The 17006-nt window shown below is 35.4% G+C and carries 13 protein-coding genes, 1 tRNA gene and 1 pseudogene; 12 read left to right on the top strand and 3 right to left on the bottom strand.

The genetic code is table 11. From position 1 onward, the window contains the following. Positions 1-106 precede the first annotated feature (106 nt). A tRNA-Gly gene (locus tag Cop2CBH44_RS07380) sits at positions 107-179 on the bottom strand. 299 nt (positions 180-478) lie between these two features. Between Cop2CBH44_RS07380 and Cop2CBH44_RS07385 the strand changes: the two genes are divergently transcribed. Beyond that, positions 479-1765, top strand: a complete 1287-nt coding sequence (locus Cop2CBH44_RS07385; protein WP_200755819.1) for an O-acetylhomoserine aminocarboxypropyltransferase/cysteine synthase family protein — start codon at positions 479-481, stop codon at positions 1763-1765. A 61-nt stretch (positions 1766-1826) separates the two neighbouring features. Here Cop2CBH44_RS07385 and Cop2CBH44_RS07390 read toward each other — a convergent pair whose 3' ends face one another. Then, positions 1827-2789: a FimB/Mfa2 family fimbrial subunit gene (locus Cop2CBH44_RS07390; RefSeq protein WP_021931059.1), complete on the bottom strand. Its 963-nt coding sequence runs from the start codon at positions 2787-2789 to the stop codon at positions 1827-1829. 154 nt (positions 2790-2943) lie between these two features. Between Cop2CBH44_RS07390 and Cop2CBH44_RS07395 the strand changes: the two genes are divergently transcribed. From Cop2CBH44_RS07395 to fucP, 11 genes are all read left to right on the top strand, one after another. Next, complete coding sequence (locus tag Cop2CBH44_RS07395) at positions 2944-4128, top strand: glycosyltransferase (RefSeq protein WP_021931060.1); 1185 nt, start codon at positions 2944-2946, stop codon at positions 4126-4128. Positions 4129-4140: 12 nt separating this feature from the next. Further along, complete coding sequence (locus Cop2CBH44_RS07400) at positions 4141-5184, top strand: lysylphosphatidylglycerol synthase transmembrane domain-containing protein (RefSeq protein ID WP_200755820.1); 1044 nt, start codon at positions 4141-4143, stop codon at positions 5182-5184. Positions 5185-5667: 483 nt separating this feature from the next. After that, positions 5668-6024 (top strand): hypothetical protein, encoded by a 357-nt coding sequence (locus Cop2CBH44_RS07405; protein ID WP_154668424.1) that lies wholly within the window; start codon positions 5668-5670, stop codon positions 6022-6024. A gap of 16 nt (positions 6025-6040) precedes the next feature. Continuing rightward, the gene (locus tag Cop2CBH44_RS07410) at positions 6041-8200 is read left to right on the top strand and encodes a S8 family peptidase (RefSeq protein ID WP_200755821.1); all 2160 of its coding nucleotides are present in this window, start codon (positions 6041-6043) and stop codon (positions 8198-8200) included. A 185-nt stretch (positions 8201-8385) separates the two neighbouring features. Then, positions 8386-9366, top strand: coding sequence for a winged helix-turn-helix domain-containing protein (locus Cop2CBH44_RS07415; protein ID WP_200755822.1), 981 nt, complete (start codon positions 8386-8388; stop codon positions 9364-9366). Positions 9367-9434: 68 nt separating this feature from the next. Then, the gene (gene fucI / locus Cop2CBH44_RS07420; RefSeq protein ID WP_200755823.1) at positions 9435-11204 is read left to right on the top strand and encodes an L-fucose isomerase; all 1770 of its coding nucleotides are present in this window, start codon (positions 9435-9437) and stop codon (positions 11202-11204) included. 81 nt (positions 11205-11285) lie between these two features. Then, positions 11286-12440 carry a lactaldehyde reductase gene (gene fucO, locus Cop2CBH44_RS07425; protein ID WP_055096695.1) on the top strand — a complete coding sequence of 385 codons (1155 nt, stop codon included), beginning with the start codon at positions 11286-11288 and terminating at the stop codon, positions 12438-12440. Positions 12441-12526: 86 nt separating this feature from the next. Continuing rightward, a complete protein-coding gene (locus Cop2CBH44_RS07430; protein WP_021931067.1) occupies positions 12527-13165 on the top strand; it encodes a class II aldolase/adducin family protein in 639 nt (212 codons plus the stop codon). After that, the gene (locus Cop2CBH44_RS07435) at positions 13162-14580 is read left to right on the top strand and encodes a rhamnulokinase (RefSeq protein ID WP_021931068.1); all 1419 of its coding nucleotides are present in this window, start codon (positions 13162-13164) and stop codon (positions 14578-14580) included. The genes Cop2CBH44_RS07430 and Cop2CBH44_RS07435 overlap by 4 nt, the downstream gene beginning before the upstream one ends. A 30-nt stretch (positions 14581-14610) precedes the next feature. Continuing rightward, on the top strand, positions 14611-14988 hold the full coding sequence (locus Cop2CBH44_RS07440; RefSeq protein WP_021931069.1) for an L-rhamnose mutarotase: 378 nt from the start codon (positions 14611-14613) through the stop codon (positions 14986-14988). An 18-nt stretch (positions 14989-15006) separates the two neighbouring features. Beyond that, on the top strand, positions 15007-16305 hold the full coding sequence (fucP, locus tag Cop2CBH44_RS07445) for an L-fucose:H+ symporter permease (protein WP_200755824.1): 1299 nt from the start codon (positions 15007-15009) through the stop codon (positions 16303-16305). A gap of 156 nt (positions 16306-16461) precedes the next feature. Here the strand turns inward: fucP and Cop2CBH44_RS07450 are convergent. Beyond that, a pseudogene (locus tag Cop2CBH44_RS07450) lies at positions 16462-16890 on the bottom strand (hydroxylamine reductase); the annotation flags it as partial. Positions 16891-17006 lie beyond the last annotated feature (116 nt).

Here is a 17006-nt window from a genome sequence, read left to right on the forward strand (position 1 = left end):
AGTAGTATGAGAAAGACGTGTTCCCGGTTTTTAAACAAAATCCCCAATACCTCTATAAAACAAAAATCAGTTATTTACGAAATTTCGTAAATAACTGATTTTCAAGAGCGGTAAGCGAGACTCGAACTCGTGACCCTCAGCTTGGGAAGCTGATGCTCTACCAACTGAGCTACTACCGCACGACACCATCCAATAATAGAACATTACCAAATGATAGGACAAAGATAATTATAAAAATCTTTTCTGCAATAAGAAGTCGTTTAAATTTTACAGAAATATTGCTGTAAGGAAATTACTCAATAACAAAAAATAGCTTTTCAACCAAATCTCATTTTATTGTTCTTTCATTTAATATATTATCCTTATTCTCCAACTTACAAAAACATAAAAACAACCTTTTTACCCTAAATTTCACTACATTTGTATTTTCAAATCAATATTTTCAGAAAAAAACGACATAATAAACATTAAATAAAATATGGAAAATAAATTTCATCCCGAAACCATCTGTATTCAAGGAGGTTGGAATCCACAAAAAGGAGAGCCTCGTGTTTTACCTATCTATCAAAGTACAACGTTCAAATACGAAACAAGCGAACAAATGGCTCGCTTATTTGACTTAGAAGATAACGGTTATTTTTATACTCGCCTACAAAATCCTACATGTGATGCTGTTGCAGCTAAAATAGCAGCACTTGAAGGTGGAGTCGCCGGGATGCTCACTTCGTCGGGACAGGCTGCTAATTTTTATGCGATTTTCAATATATGTTCGGCTGGTGACCACTTTATAAGTTCTTCTACCATTTATGGCGGCACTTTCAATTTATTTGGCGTAACAATGAAAAAGCTCGGTATTGAGGTTACATTTATTGATCCAGATGCTTCTGAAAAAGAAATATCTGCCGCTTTCAAACCCAACACAAAAGCATTATTCGGAGAGACAATTTCCAATCCTGGCCTTACGGTCCTTGATATCGAAAAATTTGCCCGTATAGCTCATAACCATGGAGTTCCCCTTATCGTAGACAATACATTTGCAACCCCTATTAATTGTCGCCCATTTGAATGGGGTGCAGATATTGTCACTCACTCAACAACTAAATATATGGATGGTCATGCCACATCTGTAGGAGGTGCCATAGTAGACAGCGGCAATTTTGACTGGAATGCCCATGCCAGCAAATTTCCCGGTCTTACAGAACCCGACGATTCTTACCATGGCCTTACATATACAAAAAAATTTGGGAAATTAGCCTTTATTACTAAAGCAACAGCTCAAGTCATGCGAGATCTTGGCTCTTCTCAATCTCCACAAAATGCATTTCTCTTAAATTTAGGACTTGAAACTCTTCATCTCAGAATGCCGCGTCATTGCGAAAATGCTCAAAAAGTAGCAGAATATTTACAATCGAATCCTAAAGTAGCCTGGGTAAACTACTGTGGATTAGAAAATAATAAATATTATACCCTTGCAAAAAAATATATGCCTAACGGTTCATGTGGAGTCATATCATTTGGATTAAAAGGAGGACGAGACATTGCAATTCGTTTTATGGATAACTTAAAATTAGCATCCATCGTAACTCATGTCGCTGATGCCCGTACATCAGTTCTACATCCAGCCAGCCATACACACCGGCAACTCTCTGATGAACAATTAATCGAAGCTGGAGTAGCACCAGATTTAATTCGCTTTTCAGTAGGTATCGAGAATGCTGATGATATCATTGCTGACATAAAACAAGCTTTAGATAAAGCTATATAATCATCAAATTAACCTTTACAAAACAAATATGGCGAATAAAATTTTATTCGCCATATTTGTTTTAATTAATTGGAGGTAAATCTATTGTCTCATGATTTTCATCCCACTGATCTACATCGAATCCTCCAGAAGAACTTTCTTCTGAAAAAATTTCATTCAAAGACAGACTCAAGGTCAATTTTTCATTAGCAATAAATGCTTTCGATAAATTTTGCTTAAATATCTTCACTGCCCCATTTTTTAAAGTAATAAATATCTGTAATAATGGAGAGTCAGAAGATGGCAACAACATTGCCGTAGCATTACTGTATTGCATTTTGTCTGATGACAAAGAAAGATTTATACCCACTGTTTTTGTCGGATTTACCGGCTCTGCAGTATAAAAATTCATTTTTTCTGAAATCCCTCCAATGTGAACTGTCACATCCTTTATTATATCATCATCAAAAGGTTTTCCATCCTTATTTGTCAAAATAATCTTTACTCCAGCAACCTTTCTTTGTAATGAAGCGGATAAACGCTCATTTCCTATCTCTACCGGATTTACAGCATATACATAATCATAAATCGGATAATACAAGGTATCAAGAGAGGGCTTCCACAAACCGATATATTGTTGTGACAAATTACTCCCTATAGAAAGTGGTGCATCTGAAGCTGCTACATTATTATACGTCGGTTCAGAAGACTGGACTTTTCCCCAATATAATATATTATAAGTTCCAATAGGTAAAATAACAGGTAACCCCATCTCTGGTTTTACTTCTCCATCAGAAATAATATACGTTCCATTAATAACCACTTGCCGTCCGCTCCTATAATTTCCATAATACGTAGATGTATTCTGTAAACAAGGATATACTTCTAAAAGCCCTGTAAAAGCGATGCTACTTGAAGCCATTCTGGCACTTAACTCTGGCGTTACTAAATCTTTCTCTTTAGGAGCAACAGGAGAGTAATGTTCATCATCAATACAAGATATAAATATTATCGTCAATAACCAAAATCCCAAAAACTTTTTCATATTGCATATTTTTATATATCTATTAAACACCTTATTAATCAATAAAGTTTTTACTATTACTTTTTTTAGTACATTCTCAAAATTGTCTCATACATGTTAAACAATTGTAATACCCAACTGTTTATTCAATACAACATTATTTATATATAGACAAATGATCGGACTATTCAATGATTGTTTTCCTCCTATCATGGATGGAGTTTCTCTGACCGTACAAAACTATGCGTACTGGTTACAAAAGAAAACAGGAAGCGTTTGCGTTGTAACCCCAAAATCTCCAGGAGTAACCAACAAAGAAGGTTATCCTATATTCAGATACTCTTCTATTCCTATCCCCATGAGAAAGCCTTATAGATTAGGATTTCCCCGAATTGACTTTCCTTTTCATAATCGTATACATCGGCTCTCATTCTCATTAGTCCATGCCCATTGTCCTTTTTCTTCAGGAAACTTAGCCATGCGGATAGCTAAAAATAAGAAAATACCTATAGTTGCAACTTTTCACTCCAAATATAAAGCCGATTTTGAAAGAGTTATCAAAAATAAATCTTTAGTTAATTGGCTACTTAAAAACGTTATTGACTTTTACGAATCAGCCGATGAAGTATGGATACCCCAAGCTGCTGTAGAAGAAACTCTACGCGAATACGGATACAAAGGAAAAGTAGAAATTGTCGACAATGGTAATGATTTCTCCGACATACAAGATATTGATAAAAAGAGATCGACTATGAGACATTCATTGGGAATAAAAGAAAATGAATTTATGTTTCTCTTTGTTGGCCAGCATATCTTAGAAAAAAATCTGATTTTTTTGATTCAATCTCTCAATTTAATCAAAGAATATCCATTTCGAATGTTTTTCATAGGTTCAGGATATGCGCAGAAAGAGTTACAATCAAAAGTTGTAAATTTAGGGTTGTCTCACAAAATAACATTCTTAGGAACAATTACTGACAGAGAACAACTAAGCCATTATTACGCAGCAACCGACCTTTTCCTCTTCCCATCATTATATGACAATGCTCCCCTCGTAGTTCGAGAAGCAGCTGCTCTACATACACCTTCTTTATTGATACAGGATGCAACATCTGCTGAAATTATAAACGATTCTATAAATGGATTCCTTGCGAAAAACAGTCCGGAAGAATTTGCATATAAAATAATAAATATTATACAAAAGCCCCAAATGATGCATCAAGTAGGGCTACAAGCATCACACACCATTGCCCGATCATGGGAAGATGTTGTAGAAGAAGTAGCCGATCGATATCAAAATATAATACATAGATATTATACTAAAACAACGCTGCCAACTTTCGATTTGAATAGAGCATAAATAACCCAAATAGTGTCAAACAAAATAAAAAAATACAATACCGGATACATCCTTTTACCTGTCATTATCGGGTTATCAGTCATCACTATAATGTTTTATCGTGAATTTAATCCAGCTTTATTAAAAGACATTAAATTTACATGGCAAACTGCATTTTATATCCTTCTGGCAATATTTTTCATGTTTAGCCGTGACGTAGGATTAATATGGAGATATAGATATATTACAGATAAACAACTTAGTTGGAAACAAGCATTTAATGTAAATGTATTATGTGAATTTACGTCAGCTGTTACTCCATCTTCCGTCGGAGGCAGCAGCCTAATTGTATGGTTTCTGAACCGAGAAGGGATCGAAGCAGGAAGAAGTACAGCCCTTATGATAACTTGCCTCTTTCTTGATGAATTATTCTTAGTTATTGCAACTTTATTAATATTGCTCTTATTCCCCTTCAATATTCTTTTCAGTAGTACCACTATTATTACTTCAAGTGCTGAAATTCTATTTTTCATTATCTACTCAGCCATCGCCTTATGGACCTTAATATTATATATAGCTCTTTTTCATAAACCCCACTGGATAGGTAATCTTCTTCGAAAATTATTCTCCCTAAGATTCCTTAAAAAATGGCGTATCTCTATATACAATCTGGCCGATAATTTAGAAAACAGTTCTCATGAAATCAGTAAACGCCCCATCTCATTTTGGAATAAAGCATTTATTCTGACCATATTTTCATGGATATCCAGATACTTGGTAGTAGTTGCACTATTATTGGCATTTAACTCTTCCGGCAATTACTTTTTAGCTTTTGCTCGGCAATTTGTTTTATGGATACTCATGGGCATCAGCCCTACTCCTGGAGGTAGCGGACTAAGCGAATTCATGTTTAAAGAATACTACTCTGACTTCTTTACAGTAACAGGCATGGCGCTTGTTGTTGCTTTTATCTGGCGTATTATCACTTATTATATGTATCTTCTTTTAGGAACAATTATCGTTCCCGGATGGCTCAAAAGCACATCAAAAATTGATAAAGACTCAGCTATTAAATAAAAAAGGTGAATACTTTCAATACTCACCTTTCTTACATTTTTCCTTATATTCCTAAATAAATTAGAAAATATTTTACAAGCCAATAAAATAAGAATGTTCCGTTTGGAAAGTTTTTTCGACTAAAAACTAAATTTATTTCCCTATAGTAACGACATAATCGCTTATAAAAGTTCTAATTTTCATAGGTAAAAAATTAGATTTATTTTGTGTTTTTAGATTAAATCCTCTTTAATTATCATCTGTGATTTAATAGCATGATAATATAAAGAGGATTTTTTGTATATCTCTTTCTACAAATCGATGTTTTAAATAAGCAATATTCAAATTTTTTACAAACAAATTGATACCTTTGTGAGTTTCTTAATCTTTCTAAATAAGATACTCATGGTAAAAATATCTCTCATAACCATTTATTTAATACTTTGCTGCATCTCCTGCAATACAACAAAACATAAGGAAATTAGTCATAATACAGAATTATGTATGAACACCTCAACGATCTTACCAGAATCTGTACATTTTTCAGCAAGATTTAAAATGCTATGGAATGATTTAAGTAAAGAAACTAAACATTTTGAAAATATCGACTCATACATCCCGTCTAAGGATATTATAAATAAACACCACATAAAATTACAAAACGGGGAATATATCTTCAAAGGATATTTACATACCACTCCCCTATTTGATAAGCACGGTTTAGAAAAATCTGGTATACAAATTACCTCATACAATGATTCATTAAACGTTTTCTCTTGCCCATTGAATAAAATTGTTATTATAGCAAATTATCCGGAAATAACATCCATCGAAACCAGCCGACCTATTTTTAAACGATAATTCTAAATTCAACTATATGAAAAAAATTACTATTCTTTTCTTGTTATTATGTATAACTGCCGTATCTTTTTCTCAACAATCAAAAATGTCTCCATATACTCGACATTTTATAAATCAAAAGAAACAAACGTCTCAATCTACTTCTATCCAAAAACGATTTATGATACGTGAAGTTGAAAAAATCGAATATATTAATTCATATATATACTTAAAGAAAGATACTGACCCATCTACCCTCCAAGAATACAATGTAAAAATAAATTCGCAACTCGATTCACTAATTACAGTACAAATACCGGTCAACAAAATTGAGGATATTGCAGCATTGGATATTGTAAAATATATCCAAATAGGAACTCCTATATATAAACGTATGGATATTGCCAGAGATGAAACATTTGTAACCCAGACACAAAATGGGACAAACCTAAATATGCCTTATTTAGGTAAAAATGTCGTTGTAGGTATTATAGACAACGGATTTGAATATGGACATATCAACTTCTATAATGCAGATAAAACAGAGCTTCGTGTAAAACGGGTATGGAATCAAAATACTTCTAATGGTTCTACCCCATCAAATTTTAGTTATGGCACAGAATATACAACAACTCAAGAAATACTTAATGCACAATACGACTACATGACCGAAACACATGGAACACATGTAACCGGTATTGCCGCAGGGGCTGATAAAAGCCAGAATTTTCAAGGTATTGCCGGTGAAGCTGACATTGTTCTTGTAAGTGTTGGTAATGAAGATGTTGACTTATCAAATGCAATTAAATACATTTACGAATATGCCGAATCTGTAAATAAACCATGTGTTATCAATATGAGCTTAGGAACTCATATAGGTCCCCATGATGGAACATCCACTTTCGACCAGTTCTGCGATGGAATGCAAGGAAATGGGCGATTAATGGTAGGATCGGCCGGAAATGAAGGTGATAGACCTCTACATCTATCTAAAAGTTTTTCTTCATCCGATTCTCAAATCATAAGTGCTTTTTATTTCTCTGATCCTGCTGAAACCGGAGAGAAATCCTATATATTACCTTGCGATATTTGGGGAGAAGTAGGAAAGAACTATCAGGTTGAAATTTTTACATACAACAAGTCTAATAAACAAATGAATAAAAGTAAAAAATTCAACGCCAATATATCTAACGGTTTTGGCGAACGAATTGCTTTATCCGGAGTAAAAAACGGGTATGCAAATATTTATACAGGAATCGACCACAATAACAATAAGCCCAACATTTATCTTGAAGTCAGCGTCGACAATCTAAGCGGATATTATGTTGGAATAATTATATCTGCAACTGAAGGAACAGTACATGCTTGGACCCACGACTATTACGGAGAATTTTCCGACCGCGGAATTTCAGAATGGTATGCCGGTGATACAAATTGTACAGTTGGAGAAATAGGAGGGACTGGAAAAAGAATTATATCTGTCGGAGCTTATAACAACCAAGCATATGGTCAAATCGGCTCCATAGCTGATTTTTCCAGCCATGGACCTACTGCTGACGGACGCATCAAGCCCGATATTTCTGCCCCAGGAGCTTTTATCATCTCCTCTTATTCCAGTGCCAACGGTGTAATTAATGATAGTTATTATGGAGATATGCTAACCAATAATCCAACAATTTATAACGGGAAAAAATATTATTATGGTTATATGGCAGGAACTTCCATGTCATCACCATTTATCACCGGAGTGCTGGCAACATGGTTACAAGCCAATCCACAGCTAAATCCTGAAAATGTAAGAAACATTTTAAAAACAACGGCACGGAAAGATAATTATACAGGCGACATTTCTGAAAACGGGAATAATATTTGGGGATTCGGGAAGATCGATGCATGGAACGGTATAAAAAAATGTATCGAACTCGCTGCCCATACAGAAGAAATATCAGCAACTACCCCAGACATCATCTTATATCCTATGGGAAATGGTATGTACAATCTATTATTTGGAAAAGATGACCGACAAGTTTTATTAAGTATCTATCATATAAACGGTAAACAAGTATATCATACTTCTTTCAGTAATATCTCAGCCGGACAATCAGAAAATATATCCTTAAAAAATGCCCCCCAAGGTATATACGTCATCCGAATAGATGGCAAAAACATTCATAAAAGTATTAAGGTAATACAATAATAAAAATACCATTTCACAAAATATTTTTCTACTATTTTAAGATGCCCCCAAATAACCATCCAATTTAGGGGTATCTTATATTTTTATTTATAATCTGTTACAAAACATATATTCATTCTTGCAATTTCAAAAAATATTTTTTTTCTTTGTCAGCACAGTTCAGCACAGAATATACCCTGAGAAACATGAAACTTGCATTTGGACAACAAACATCAAAGGTAAAACAACTGGCCGATAAAATTGCACAAGCAATTTCTCTCGGAGAATATAAAATTGGAGACCTTCTACCCTCTATCAACCGATTGAGCGCTCATTACCAAGTTTCACGCGATACCGTATTTAAAGCATTTCTTGACTTACGTGAACGAGGAATTATCGACTCTACTCCAGGAAAAGGTTATTACGTTACAGATAAGCTTACTCATGTTTTATTGTTACTCGATGAATATTCTCCCTTCAAAGAAGAACTTTATAATAGTTTTATTCGTCGGCTACCCTCTGGATATAAAGTAGACTTGTTATTCCACCAATATAGTCAACGACTTTTTAATACTCTTATGCAAGAATCAATTGGGAACTATAACAAATATATCATCATGAATTTTGATAATGAACAATTTTCAGATATTTTGAGAAAAATAGATCCTAATAAATTACTATTACTTGATTTTGGAAAGTTCAATAAAGATGCATATTCTTATATCTGTCAAGACTTTGATAGGGGCTTATACCTCGGGATGTTATCAGCTATCGATTCCTTACGCAAATACAAAAAACTAGTAATGGTATTCCCTAAATATTTAAAACATCCCCAAAGCAGTAAACAATATTTTATCCAATTTTGTATCGACCATGGATTTCTTTATGAAATATATGAATCAACAGAAGAATGCAACCCGCAACAGAATGTAGCATACTTAATAATCAAACAACAAAATATTGTCGAATTTATAAAAAAAAGCCGGAAACTGAACCTAAAATGTGGTCACGATTTCGGTATATTAGCATACAATGATACTCCATCTTATGAAATCATTGATAATGGCATTACGGCCTTAACAATCGATTGGAGAGAAATGGGAGAAAAAATAGCGGAATTTGTTCTAAATGATCGAAAATATCAAGAGTACTTACCAACTTTATTACGTTTGAGAGGTTCTCTTTAAAATTTTTTTAGTTTTCATTCAGCACAGCTCAGCACAGATAAAGCGATTTTAAACAAACATAAGAAACAATGAAAAAGTATCCAAAAATCGGGATTCGTCCCACCATTGACGCTCGCCAAAAAGGTGTACGCGAAAGTCTTGAAGAAAAAACTATGAATTTGGCCAAAGCTGTGGCTCAACTCATTACATCAAACCTCAAAAACGGAGATGGCTCTCCTGTCGAATGTGTCATTGCTGATAACACAATCGGTCGTGTAGCTGAGACTGCTGCATGTGCTGAAAAATTTGAAAAAGAAGGTGTAGGGGCTACAATTACAGTAACTTCTTGCTGGTGTTATGGAGCAGAAACTATGGATATGAATCCTCATTATCCCAAAGCGGTTTGGGGATTTAACGGAACTGAACGCCCCGGGGCTGTCTACTTAGCTGCTGTATTAGCTGCTCACGCGCAAAAAGGACTCCCAGCATTTGGAATCTATGGACGAGATGTACAAGACCTAGATGACAATACCATACCCGAAGATGTTGCTGAGAAGTTATTACGTTTTGCCCGTGCTGCTCAAGCCGTCGCAACAATGAGAGGTAAATCATACCTTTCAATGGGTAGTGTATCGATGGGCATAGCAGGTTCTATTGTCAATCCAGACTTTTTCCAAGAATATTTGGGCATGCGTAACGAATCAATAGACATGAGCGAAATCATCCGTCGTGTAAATGAAGGCATATATGATAAAGATGAATTTGCTAAAGCCATGGCCTGGACAGAAAAATGGTGCAAGAAAAATGAAGGAACAGACTTCAATATCCCCGAGAAAACAAAAACTCGTGAAGAAAAAGATGCAGATTGGGAATTTGTGGTAAAAATGACCATCATTATGCGCGATTTGATGCAGGGTAATCCTAAATTGCGAGAAATGGGATTCAAAGAAGAAGCCCTCGGGCACAATGCAATTGCTGCAGGATTCCAAGGACAGCGCCAATGGACCGATTTTATGCCCAACGGAGACTTTTCTGAGGCTTTATTAAATACGTCTTTTGACTGGAACGGTATACGCGAGGCATATGTTGTTGCAACAGAAAACGACGCTTGTAACGGGGTTGCTATGTTATTTGGACATCTTCTTTCTAACCGTGCTCAAATATTTTCAGATGTACGTACATTCTGGAGTCCCGAAGCTGTAGAACGTGTAACTGGCAAAAAACTTACCGGACTTGCCCAACATGGCATTATACACCTTATCAACTCTGGGGCTACTACCCTCGACGGAACAGGGTGCCAAACTGAAAACGGGCAACCAACCATGAAACCTTACTGGGATATTACAGAAGAAGAAGTAAAAAACTGCCTAGAAGCTACAACCTGGTATCCTGCCAATCGCGACTATTTCAGAGGAGGAGGTTATTCTTCCAATTTCCTATCTAAAGGGGGTATGCCTGTTACAATGAGTCGCTTAAATTTGGTAAAAGGACTTGGACCAGTACTTCAAATTGCAGAGGGCTGGACAGTAGAACTTGACCCGGAAATACATAAGGCCCTTGATGTGCGTACTGATAGGACTTGGCCTACTACTTGGTTTGTACCCCGTTTATGTAACAAAGCTCCATTTAAAGATGTTTACTCCGTCATGAACAACTGGGGAGCAAACCACGGTGCAATAAGTTATGGACACATCGGTCAGGATTTAATTACCCTTGCTTCAATACTACGTATCCCCGTTTGCATGCATAATGTTGATGAAGAAAAGATTTTCCGGCCATCAGCATGGAATGCATTCGGTATGGACAAAGAAGGAGCCGACTATAGAGCTTGCGCTGCATATGGACCAATTTACAAATAAATAAAATCATTTTTATAAACGGTTATCGTGGGGAAATATTTATTTTTCCCACGATTTATTAACCCTTTAAATATTATAATTATGATAAACCGTTTTATTTTGAACGAAGTTTCTTATTTTGGGCCGGGAGCACGTGAAGTTTTACCTCAGGAAATCAGCAGATTGGGCCTTCAAAAAGCATTTGTAACAACAGATAAAGACCTTATTAAATTTGGTGTTGCTGATAAAGTACTCCAAGTACTTAAAAAAGCCAACATCCCTTTTACTGTATTCAGTGAAATCAAACCAAATCCTACAGTATCAAATGTCAAGGCAGGGGTAAAAGCATTTGCTGAATCAGGCGCAGATTTCATTCTCGCTATTGGTGGAGGTTCTTCTATCGATACATCAAAAGCTATCGGAATTATTACAAATAATCCTGAATTTTCAGATGTTGTTTCTCTGGAAGGAGTGGCTCCTACAAAGAAAAAATCAGTACCTATCATCGCTTTACCAACAACAGCAGGAACAGCGGCAGAAGTAACCATTAACTACGTCATCACCGATGAAGAAAACGAAAAAAAAATGGTTTGTGTAGATCCTAACGATATACCTGCCATTGCTATTGTTGATGCAGAATTGATGTATACTTTGCCGAAAAGTTTGACAGCATCCACGGGTCTTGATGCTCTTACTCATGCTATCGAAGGGCTCATAACCAAAGGTGCATGGGAAATGAGCGATATGTTTGAAATAAAAGCTATCGAAATGATAGCCCGTTATCTGGAAACTGCAGTATCTGAACCTAATAATGCTGAAGCTCGCAATGGAATGGCTGTGGCCCAATATATTGCAGGAATGGCTTTTTCCAATGTAGGGTTAGGTGTTGTCCATGGCATGGCTCATCCTCTAGGAGCCATATTTGATATTCCTCACGGAATCGCTAATGCTTTATTGTTACCTATCATTATGGAATATAATGCCCCAGCAGCCCTCAAAAAATACGTTGAGATAGCCAAAGCAATGAATGTATACAGTATTGGCATGACAGACGAAGATGCTGCTCAAGCCGCAATAAAAGCCGTCAAAGATTTGTCTATAAAAACCGGTATTCCTCAACGATTGAGAGAACTGGGGATAAAAGAGTGTGACCTCCCCAAACTGGCTGCATCAGCAATTAAAGATGTCTGTACACCAGGTAATCCCAGAGACGTAACAGAAGAAATCATTTTAAATTTATACAAGAAAGCTTTTTAATCAATTTAAGGAAACAACTGGTAATAATATCATTACAATAGTACTATCTTTATTACCAGTTGTTTTCCTACTAATTCTATAACAAAATGATAACAGACGAACACATTAAAACATTTATATACCAAGCACATCGTTACGGTGATGCCAAACTAATGCTTTGTAGTAGTGGAAATCTTTCATGGCGAATCGGGGACAAAGCTCTTATTTCCGGAACAGGCTCATGGGTACCCACACTTTCTAAAGAAAAAGTATCTATATGCGATATAGCTTCTGGAAAACCTGAAAATGGCATTAAACCATCTATGGAAAGCACATTTCATTTAGGTATCATGCGCTCCCGTCCTGATGTTAATGTTGTATTACATTTTCAGTCTGAATATGCGACAACTGTTGCTTGCATGAAAAATAAACCTAAAAATTTTAATGTTACAGCAGAACTTCCTTGTCATACAGGTAAAGATATAGCCATTATACCTTATTTCCGCCCTGGATCACCAGAATTGGCTAAAAGCGTCATAGATGCTATGAAAGAGCACGATTCTGTATTATTAACCAATCATGGACAAGTTGTATGTGGAAAAGATTTCGATGAAGTCTTTGAAAAAGCCATGTTTTTTGAAATGGCTTGTCGCATTATTATTCATAGTCGTATGGAGTACGATGTACTTACTCCTACCGAAATTGAAGATTTAGAAGTTTATGTATTAGGTAAAATTAGCAAATGAAAAATAACACCTATCTGGCTGCTGATTTTGGTGGAGGTAGTGGACGTATCATAGCCGGTACAATCTCCAAGGGCAAACTTCATATAGAAGAGATACATAGGTTTACCAACCGGCTTGTACAATTGGGCAAACATATATATTGGGACTTTCCTTGCCTTTTTCAGGACATGAAAGAGGGCATGCGATTGGCAGCAAAACAAGGGCTAAAAATCAATGGTATAGGAGTAGATACTTGGGGTGTAGATTTCGGTCTTATTGACCGAAATGGAAATTTATTGGGAAATCCAATCTCATATCGGGATAAAAGAACTGTCGGAATACCTGAAAAAGTTTTTGATATTATCTCTAAATCAGAGCATTATCGTCGTACTGGTATACAAGTCATGCCTATAAATACTTTATTTCAATTATACAGCATGTTACTGGAAGACTGCCCACAACTAACTATTGCAGATAGACTATTATTTATGCCCGATTTGTTTAATTATTTCCTTACAGGAGTTGCTGCGAATGAATACAGTATATCTTCTACATCAGAATTTCTAAACGCCAATACTCATACTTGGGATGTAGATTTACTTTCCCAATTAAAGATTCCTCTGCATCTTTTTGGTGAAATCAGGCAACCAGGAACAATTTTGGGAAAACTAAAAAAAGAGATAGCCAAGGAAACCGGATTAGATGAAATCGACGTTATAACCGTAGGTTCCCATGATACAGCAAGCGCAATTGCTGCAATACCGGCAAGCGGGGAAAATTATGCATTCCTCAGTTCCGGAACATGGTCACTATTAGGCACAGAGACGACCCACCCTATACTGACAGAAGAAGCTCGTATAGCTCAATTCACAAATGAAGGTGGAGCAAATGGGAAAATAACATTTCTGCGTAATATCACCGGATTATGGATATTACAGAGGCTAATGTTAGAATGGAAACAATCTGGTGAAGAAGTTGATTATTCCAACATAATAGAACAAGCAAAATTAATCAAAGAGACAGTTCTCATTGATGTCGATGCTGCTATATTTCAAAATCCGGAAAACATGACAAACAACATTCAAAAATATTGTAAAGAAAGAAAGCTGACTATTCCACAAAATAAAGCTGCATTTGTAAAATGTATATGCGCATCTTTAGCCTCTAAATATAAAGAAGCAATAATTGAAATGAATCGGTTAATACCGGAACCTATCAAACAACTATACATTATTGGTGGCGGTTCTCGTAATAGTTTATTAAATCAGTTGACTGCAGATGTAACTGGAATTCCTGTTATAGCAGGTCCTGCAGAGGCTACAGCAATAGGTAATATTTTAACTCAAGCATACGCTAAAGGAGATATTAAGTCTCAAGAAGAAATAACTCAAATTGTAAGAAGCAGTTTCGATACAAAAACATATCAGCCACAATAAAATACTAAATTATTTATGAAAAATGAGTATATGAAAGGATACCCTATAAAAGAACACAAACAGCCAGTAAAAAGATATTGCCAAACCTTAGACTTAAAGAATGAACCTAAGTTAATTGCAGAATACCGTAAAATGCATAGCCAAGGGAAAATATGGCCGGAAATACCCGCTGGTATACGAGAAGTAGGAATTCTTGAAATGGAAATATATCTATTCGATAACAGATTATTCATGATAGTAGAAACACCATTTGACTTTGATTGGGAAACAGCAATGAAACGCCTAAATACTTTACCTCGTCAACAAGAATGGGAAGTATTTGTCTCTACATTTCAACAAACTGCTTCTCAAGCATCATCAAATGAAAAATGGAAAATGATGGAACGAATTTTTCACTTGTACGAATAAAAAATAAAAATTTCAATTATGAAAAGCACAAAAAATTCAATATTTTCCCAAAATGGGATAAATTACACAATTCCATTCATACTCATTACCAGTTGTTTTGCACTATGGGGATTCGCTAATGACATAACAAATCCTATGGTGAAAGCCTTCTCCAAAATATTTCGTATGAGTGTAGTCGATGGAGCTCTTGTCCAAGTAGCTTTTTACGGAGGATACTTTGCTATGGCTTTCCCTGCAGCTATGTTTATCCGAAAATATTCATATAAAGCTGGAATATTATTAGGGTTAGGATTATATGCATTAGGTGCATTTCTTTTCTTCCCGGCAAAATTAACAGGAGAATATTATCCATTCCTTATTGCTTATTTTATACTTACATGTGGATTATCATTTTTAGAAACTAGTGCTAATCCATATATATTGTCTATGGGGCCAGAAGAATCAGCAACCCGCCGTTTAAATTTCGCTCAATCATTCAATCCTATGGGGTCCTTACTAGGAATGTATGTTGCAATGAATTTCATTCAAGCTCGACTTTTACCCATAGATACTGCAGAACGAAGTCTACTTAGCAATGAAGAATTTGAAGCAGTACGAGATACAGACCTTTCAATCCTTATTGCACCATATTTATACATAGGGCTTATTGTATTGATAATGTTACTTATCATATATAAAACAAAAATGCCCAAAAACGGAGACCAATCACACAAAATAGATTTCATCCCTACTCTAAAACGAATCTTTAGTATACGCCACTATCGGGAAGGAGTCATTGCACAATTCTTTTACGTAGGGGCACAAATAATGTGCTGGACTTTTATTATCCAATATGGAACACATATCTTTACAGAACAGGGTATCGATGAGAAAACCGCTGAAGTTCTTTCTCAGAAATATAATATCTTTGCTATGTTGATATTCTGTATCAGCCGTTTTATTTGTACCTTCCTGCTGCGTTATCTCAATCCAGGAAAACTGTTAATGATATTAGCTTTCGCTGCTTCCTGTTTTACACTCGGAACAATCCTCTTAACCAATATATATGGTCTGTACTGCCTCGTCGGAATATCGGCATGTATGTCACTTATGTTTCCTACTATTTATGGTATTGCTTTAAAAGGATTGGGAGACGATGCAAAATTTGGAGCAGCAGGATTGATTATGGCAATACTTGGAGGTTCGGTACTTCCTCCAATACAAGCTTCAATTATAGATATGAGAATTATTGGAAACTTCCCTGCTGTCAATATTTCTTTTATATTACCTCTTATATGCTTTATTGCCATCATTTCTTACGGATATCGTGCTCGATAAAATTATGAGCTTTTTTCAAAAGCGTATTTCATAAAAAATGCACCCCAAAAGTTAAACAAAAAACTTTTGAGGTGCACCTTATATTTTTTCAAGCCTCAGTAAAAAGTATATCGCCACAACAGTAAAAATCTATTCCATATTGATAGAATACCTAGGTTATATCAAAAACAGTCGGCAACAATTTGTCTTACCGTCTGCAAATAATACTTTCATGTCTTCTTCTATCATAGAGATAATATTGATACCAAATCTCTCCACCAATACTTCTACTACTTCAGGATATAAAAATGCCAGCAAAGTCAGCATTGTATGAATATCTTTTATACCCAAACTATACAATGCGAATAATACGATAATAACCTTTTGTTCATATCAAGCAATATTATAACATAAAGCTCAATAATTCCTTTAATTGAAGAGCAAAACTACTACTAATGAGTAACTGCCATTACACAGCCTCACATCCAATGTTCAAGAAATTCCATTGATATCACCTAAAAATAACTTATTATAACGATATTTTGCACATTGGGCTGTAAGTATAATCGTATCTTTAGGTAGAGTTTCCGCAAATTCAGTATAATAACCAACAAGAAGTTGCCAAAAAATTAGGAATCACTTGCCCATCCTTAGAAGGCTCTATCAGAATTAATTAATGAGGGAAAAATAAAAAAATAATATATTCCTATCCTGATTATAAA

It is taken from the genome of Coprobacter secundus subsp. similis, assembly GCF_015097275.1.
Taxonomy (GTDB): Bacteria; Bacteroidota; Bacteroidia; order Bacteroidales; family Coprobacteraceae; genus Coprobacter; species Coprobacter secundus.

Bases quoted from the DNA above. Each gene is read 5' to 3' on its own strand.
- Cop2CBH44_RS07385 (WP_200755819.1), top strand. From the start codon at position 479: ATGGAAAATAAATTTCATCCCGAAACCATCTGTATTCAAGGAGGTTGG.
- Cop2CBH44_RS07390 (WP_021931059.1), bottom strand. From the start codon at position 2,789: ATGAAAAAGTTTTTGGGATTTTGGTTATTGACGATAATATTTATATCT.
- Cop2CBH44_RS07395 (WP_021931060.1), top strand. From the start codon at position 2,944: ATGATCGGACTATTCAATGATTGTTTTCCTCCTATCATGGATGGAGTT.
- Cop2CBH44_RS07405 (WP_154668424.1), top strand. From the start codon at position 5,668: ATGAACACCTCAACGATCTTACCAGAATCTGTACATTTTTCAGCAAGA.
- Cop2CBH44_RS07410 (WP_200755821.1), top strand. From the start codon at position 6,041: ATGAAAAAAATTACTATTCTTTTCTTGTTATTATGTATAACTGCCGTA.
- Cop2CBH44_RS07415 (WP_200755822.1), top strand. From the start codon at position 8,386: ATGAAACTTGCATTTGGACAACAAACATCAAAGGTAAAACAACTGGCC.
- fucI (WP_200755823.1), top strand. From the start codon at position 9,435: ATGAAAAAGTATCCAAAAATCGGGATTCGTCCCACCATTGACGCTCGC.
- fucO (WP_055096695.1), top strand. From the start codon at position 11,286: ATGATAAACCGTTTTATTTTGAACGAAGTTTCTTATTTTGGGCCGGGA.
- Cop2CBH44_RS07430 (WP_021931067.1), top strand. From the start codon at position 12,527: ATGATAACAGACGAACACATTAAAACATTTATATACCAAGCACATCGT.
- Cop2CBH44_RS07435 (WP_021931068.1), top strand. From the start codon at position 13,162: ATGAAAAATAACACCTATCTGGCTGCTGATTTTGGTGGAGGTAGTGGA.
- Cop2CBH44_RS07440 (WP_021931069.1), top strand. From the start codon at position 14,611: ATGAAAGGATACCCTATAAAAGAACACAAACAGCCAGTAAAAAGATAT.
- fucP (WP_200755824.1), top strand. From the start codon at position 15,007: ATGAAAAGCACAAAAAATTCAATATTTTCCCAAAATGGGATAAATTAC.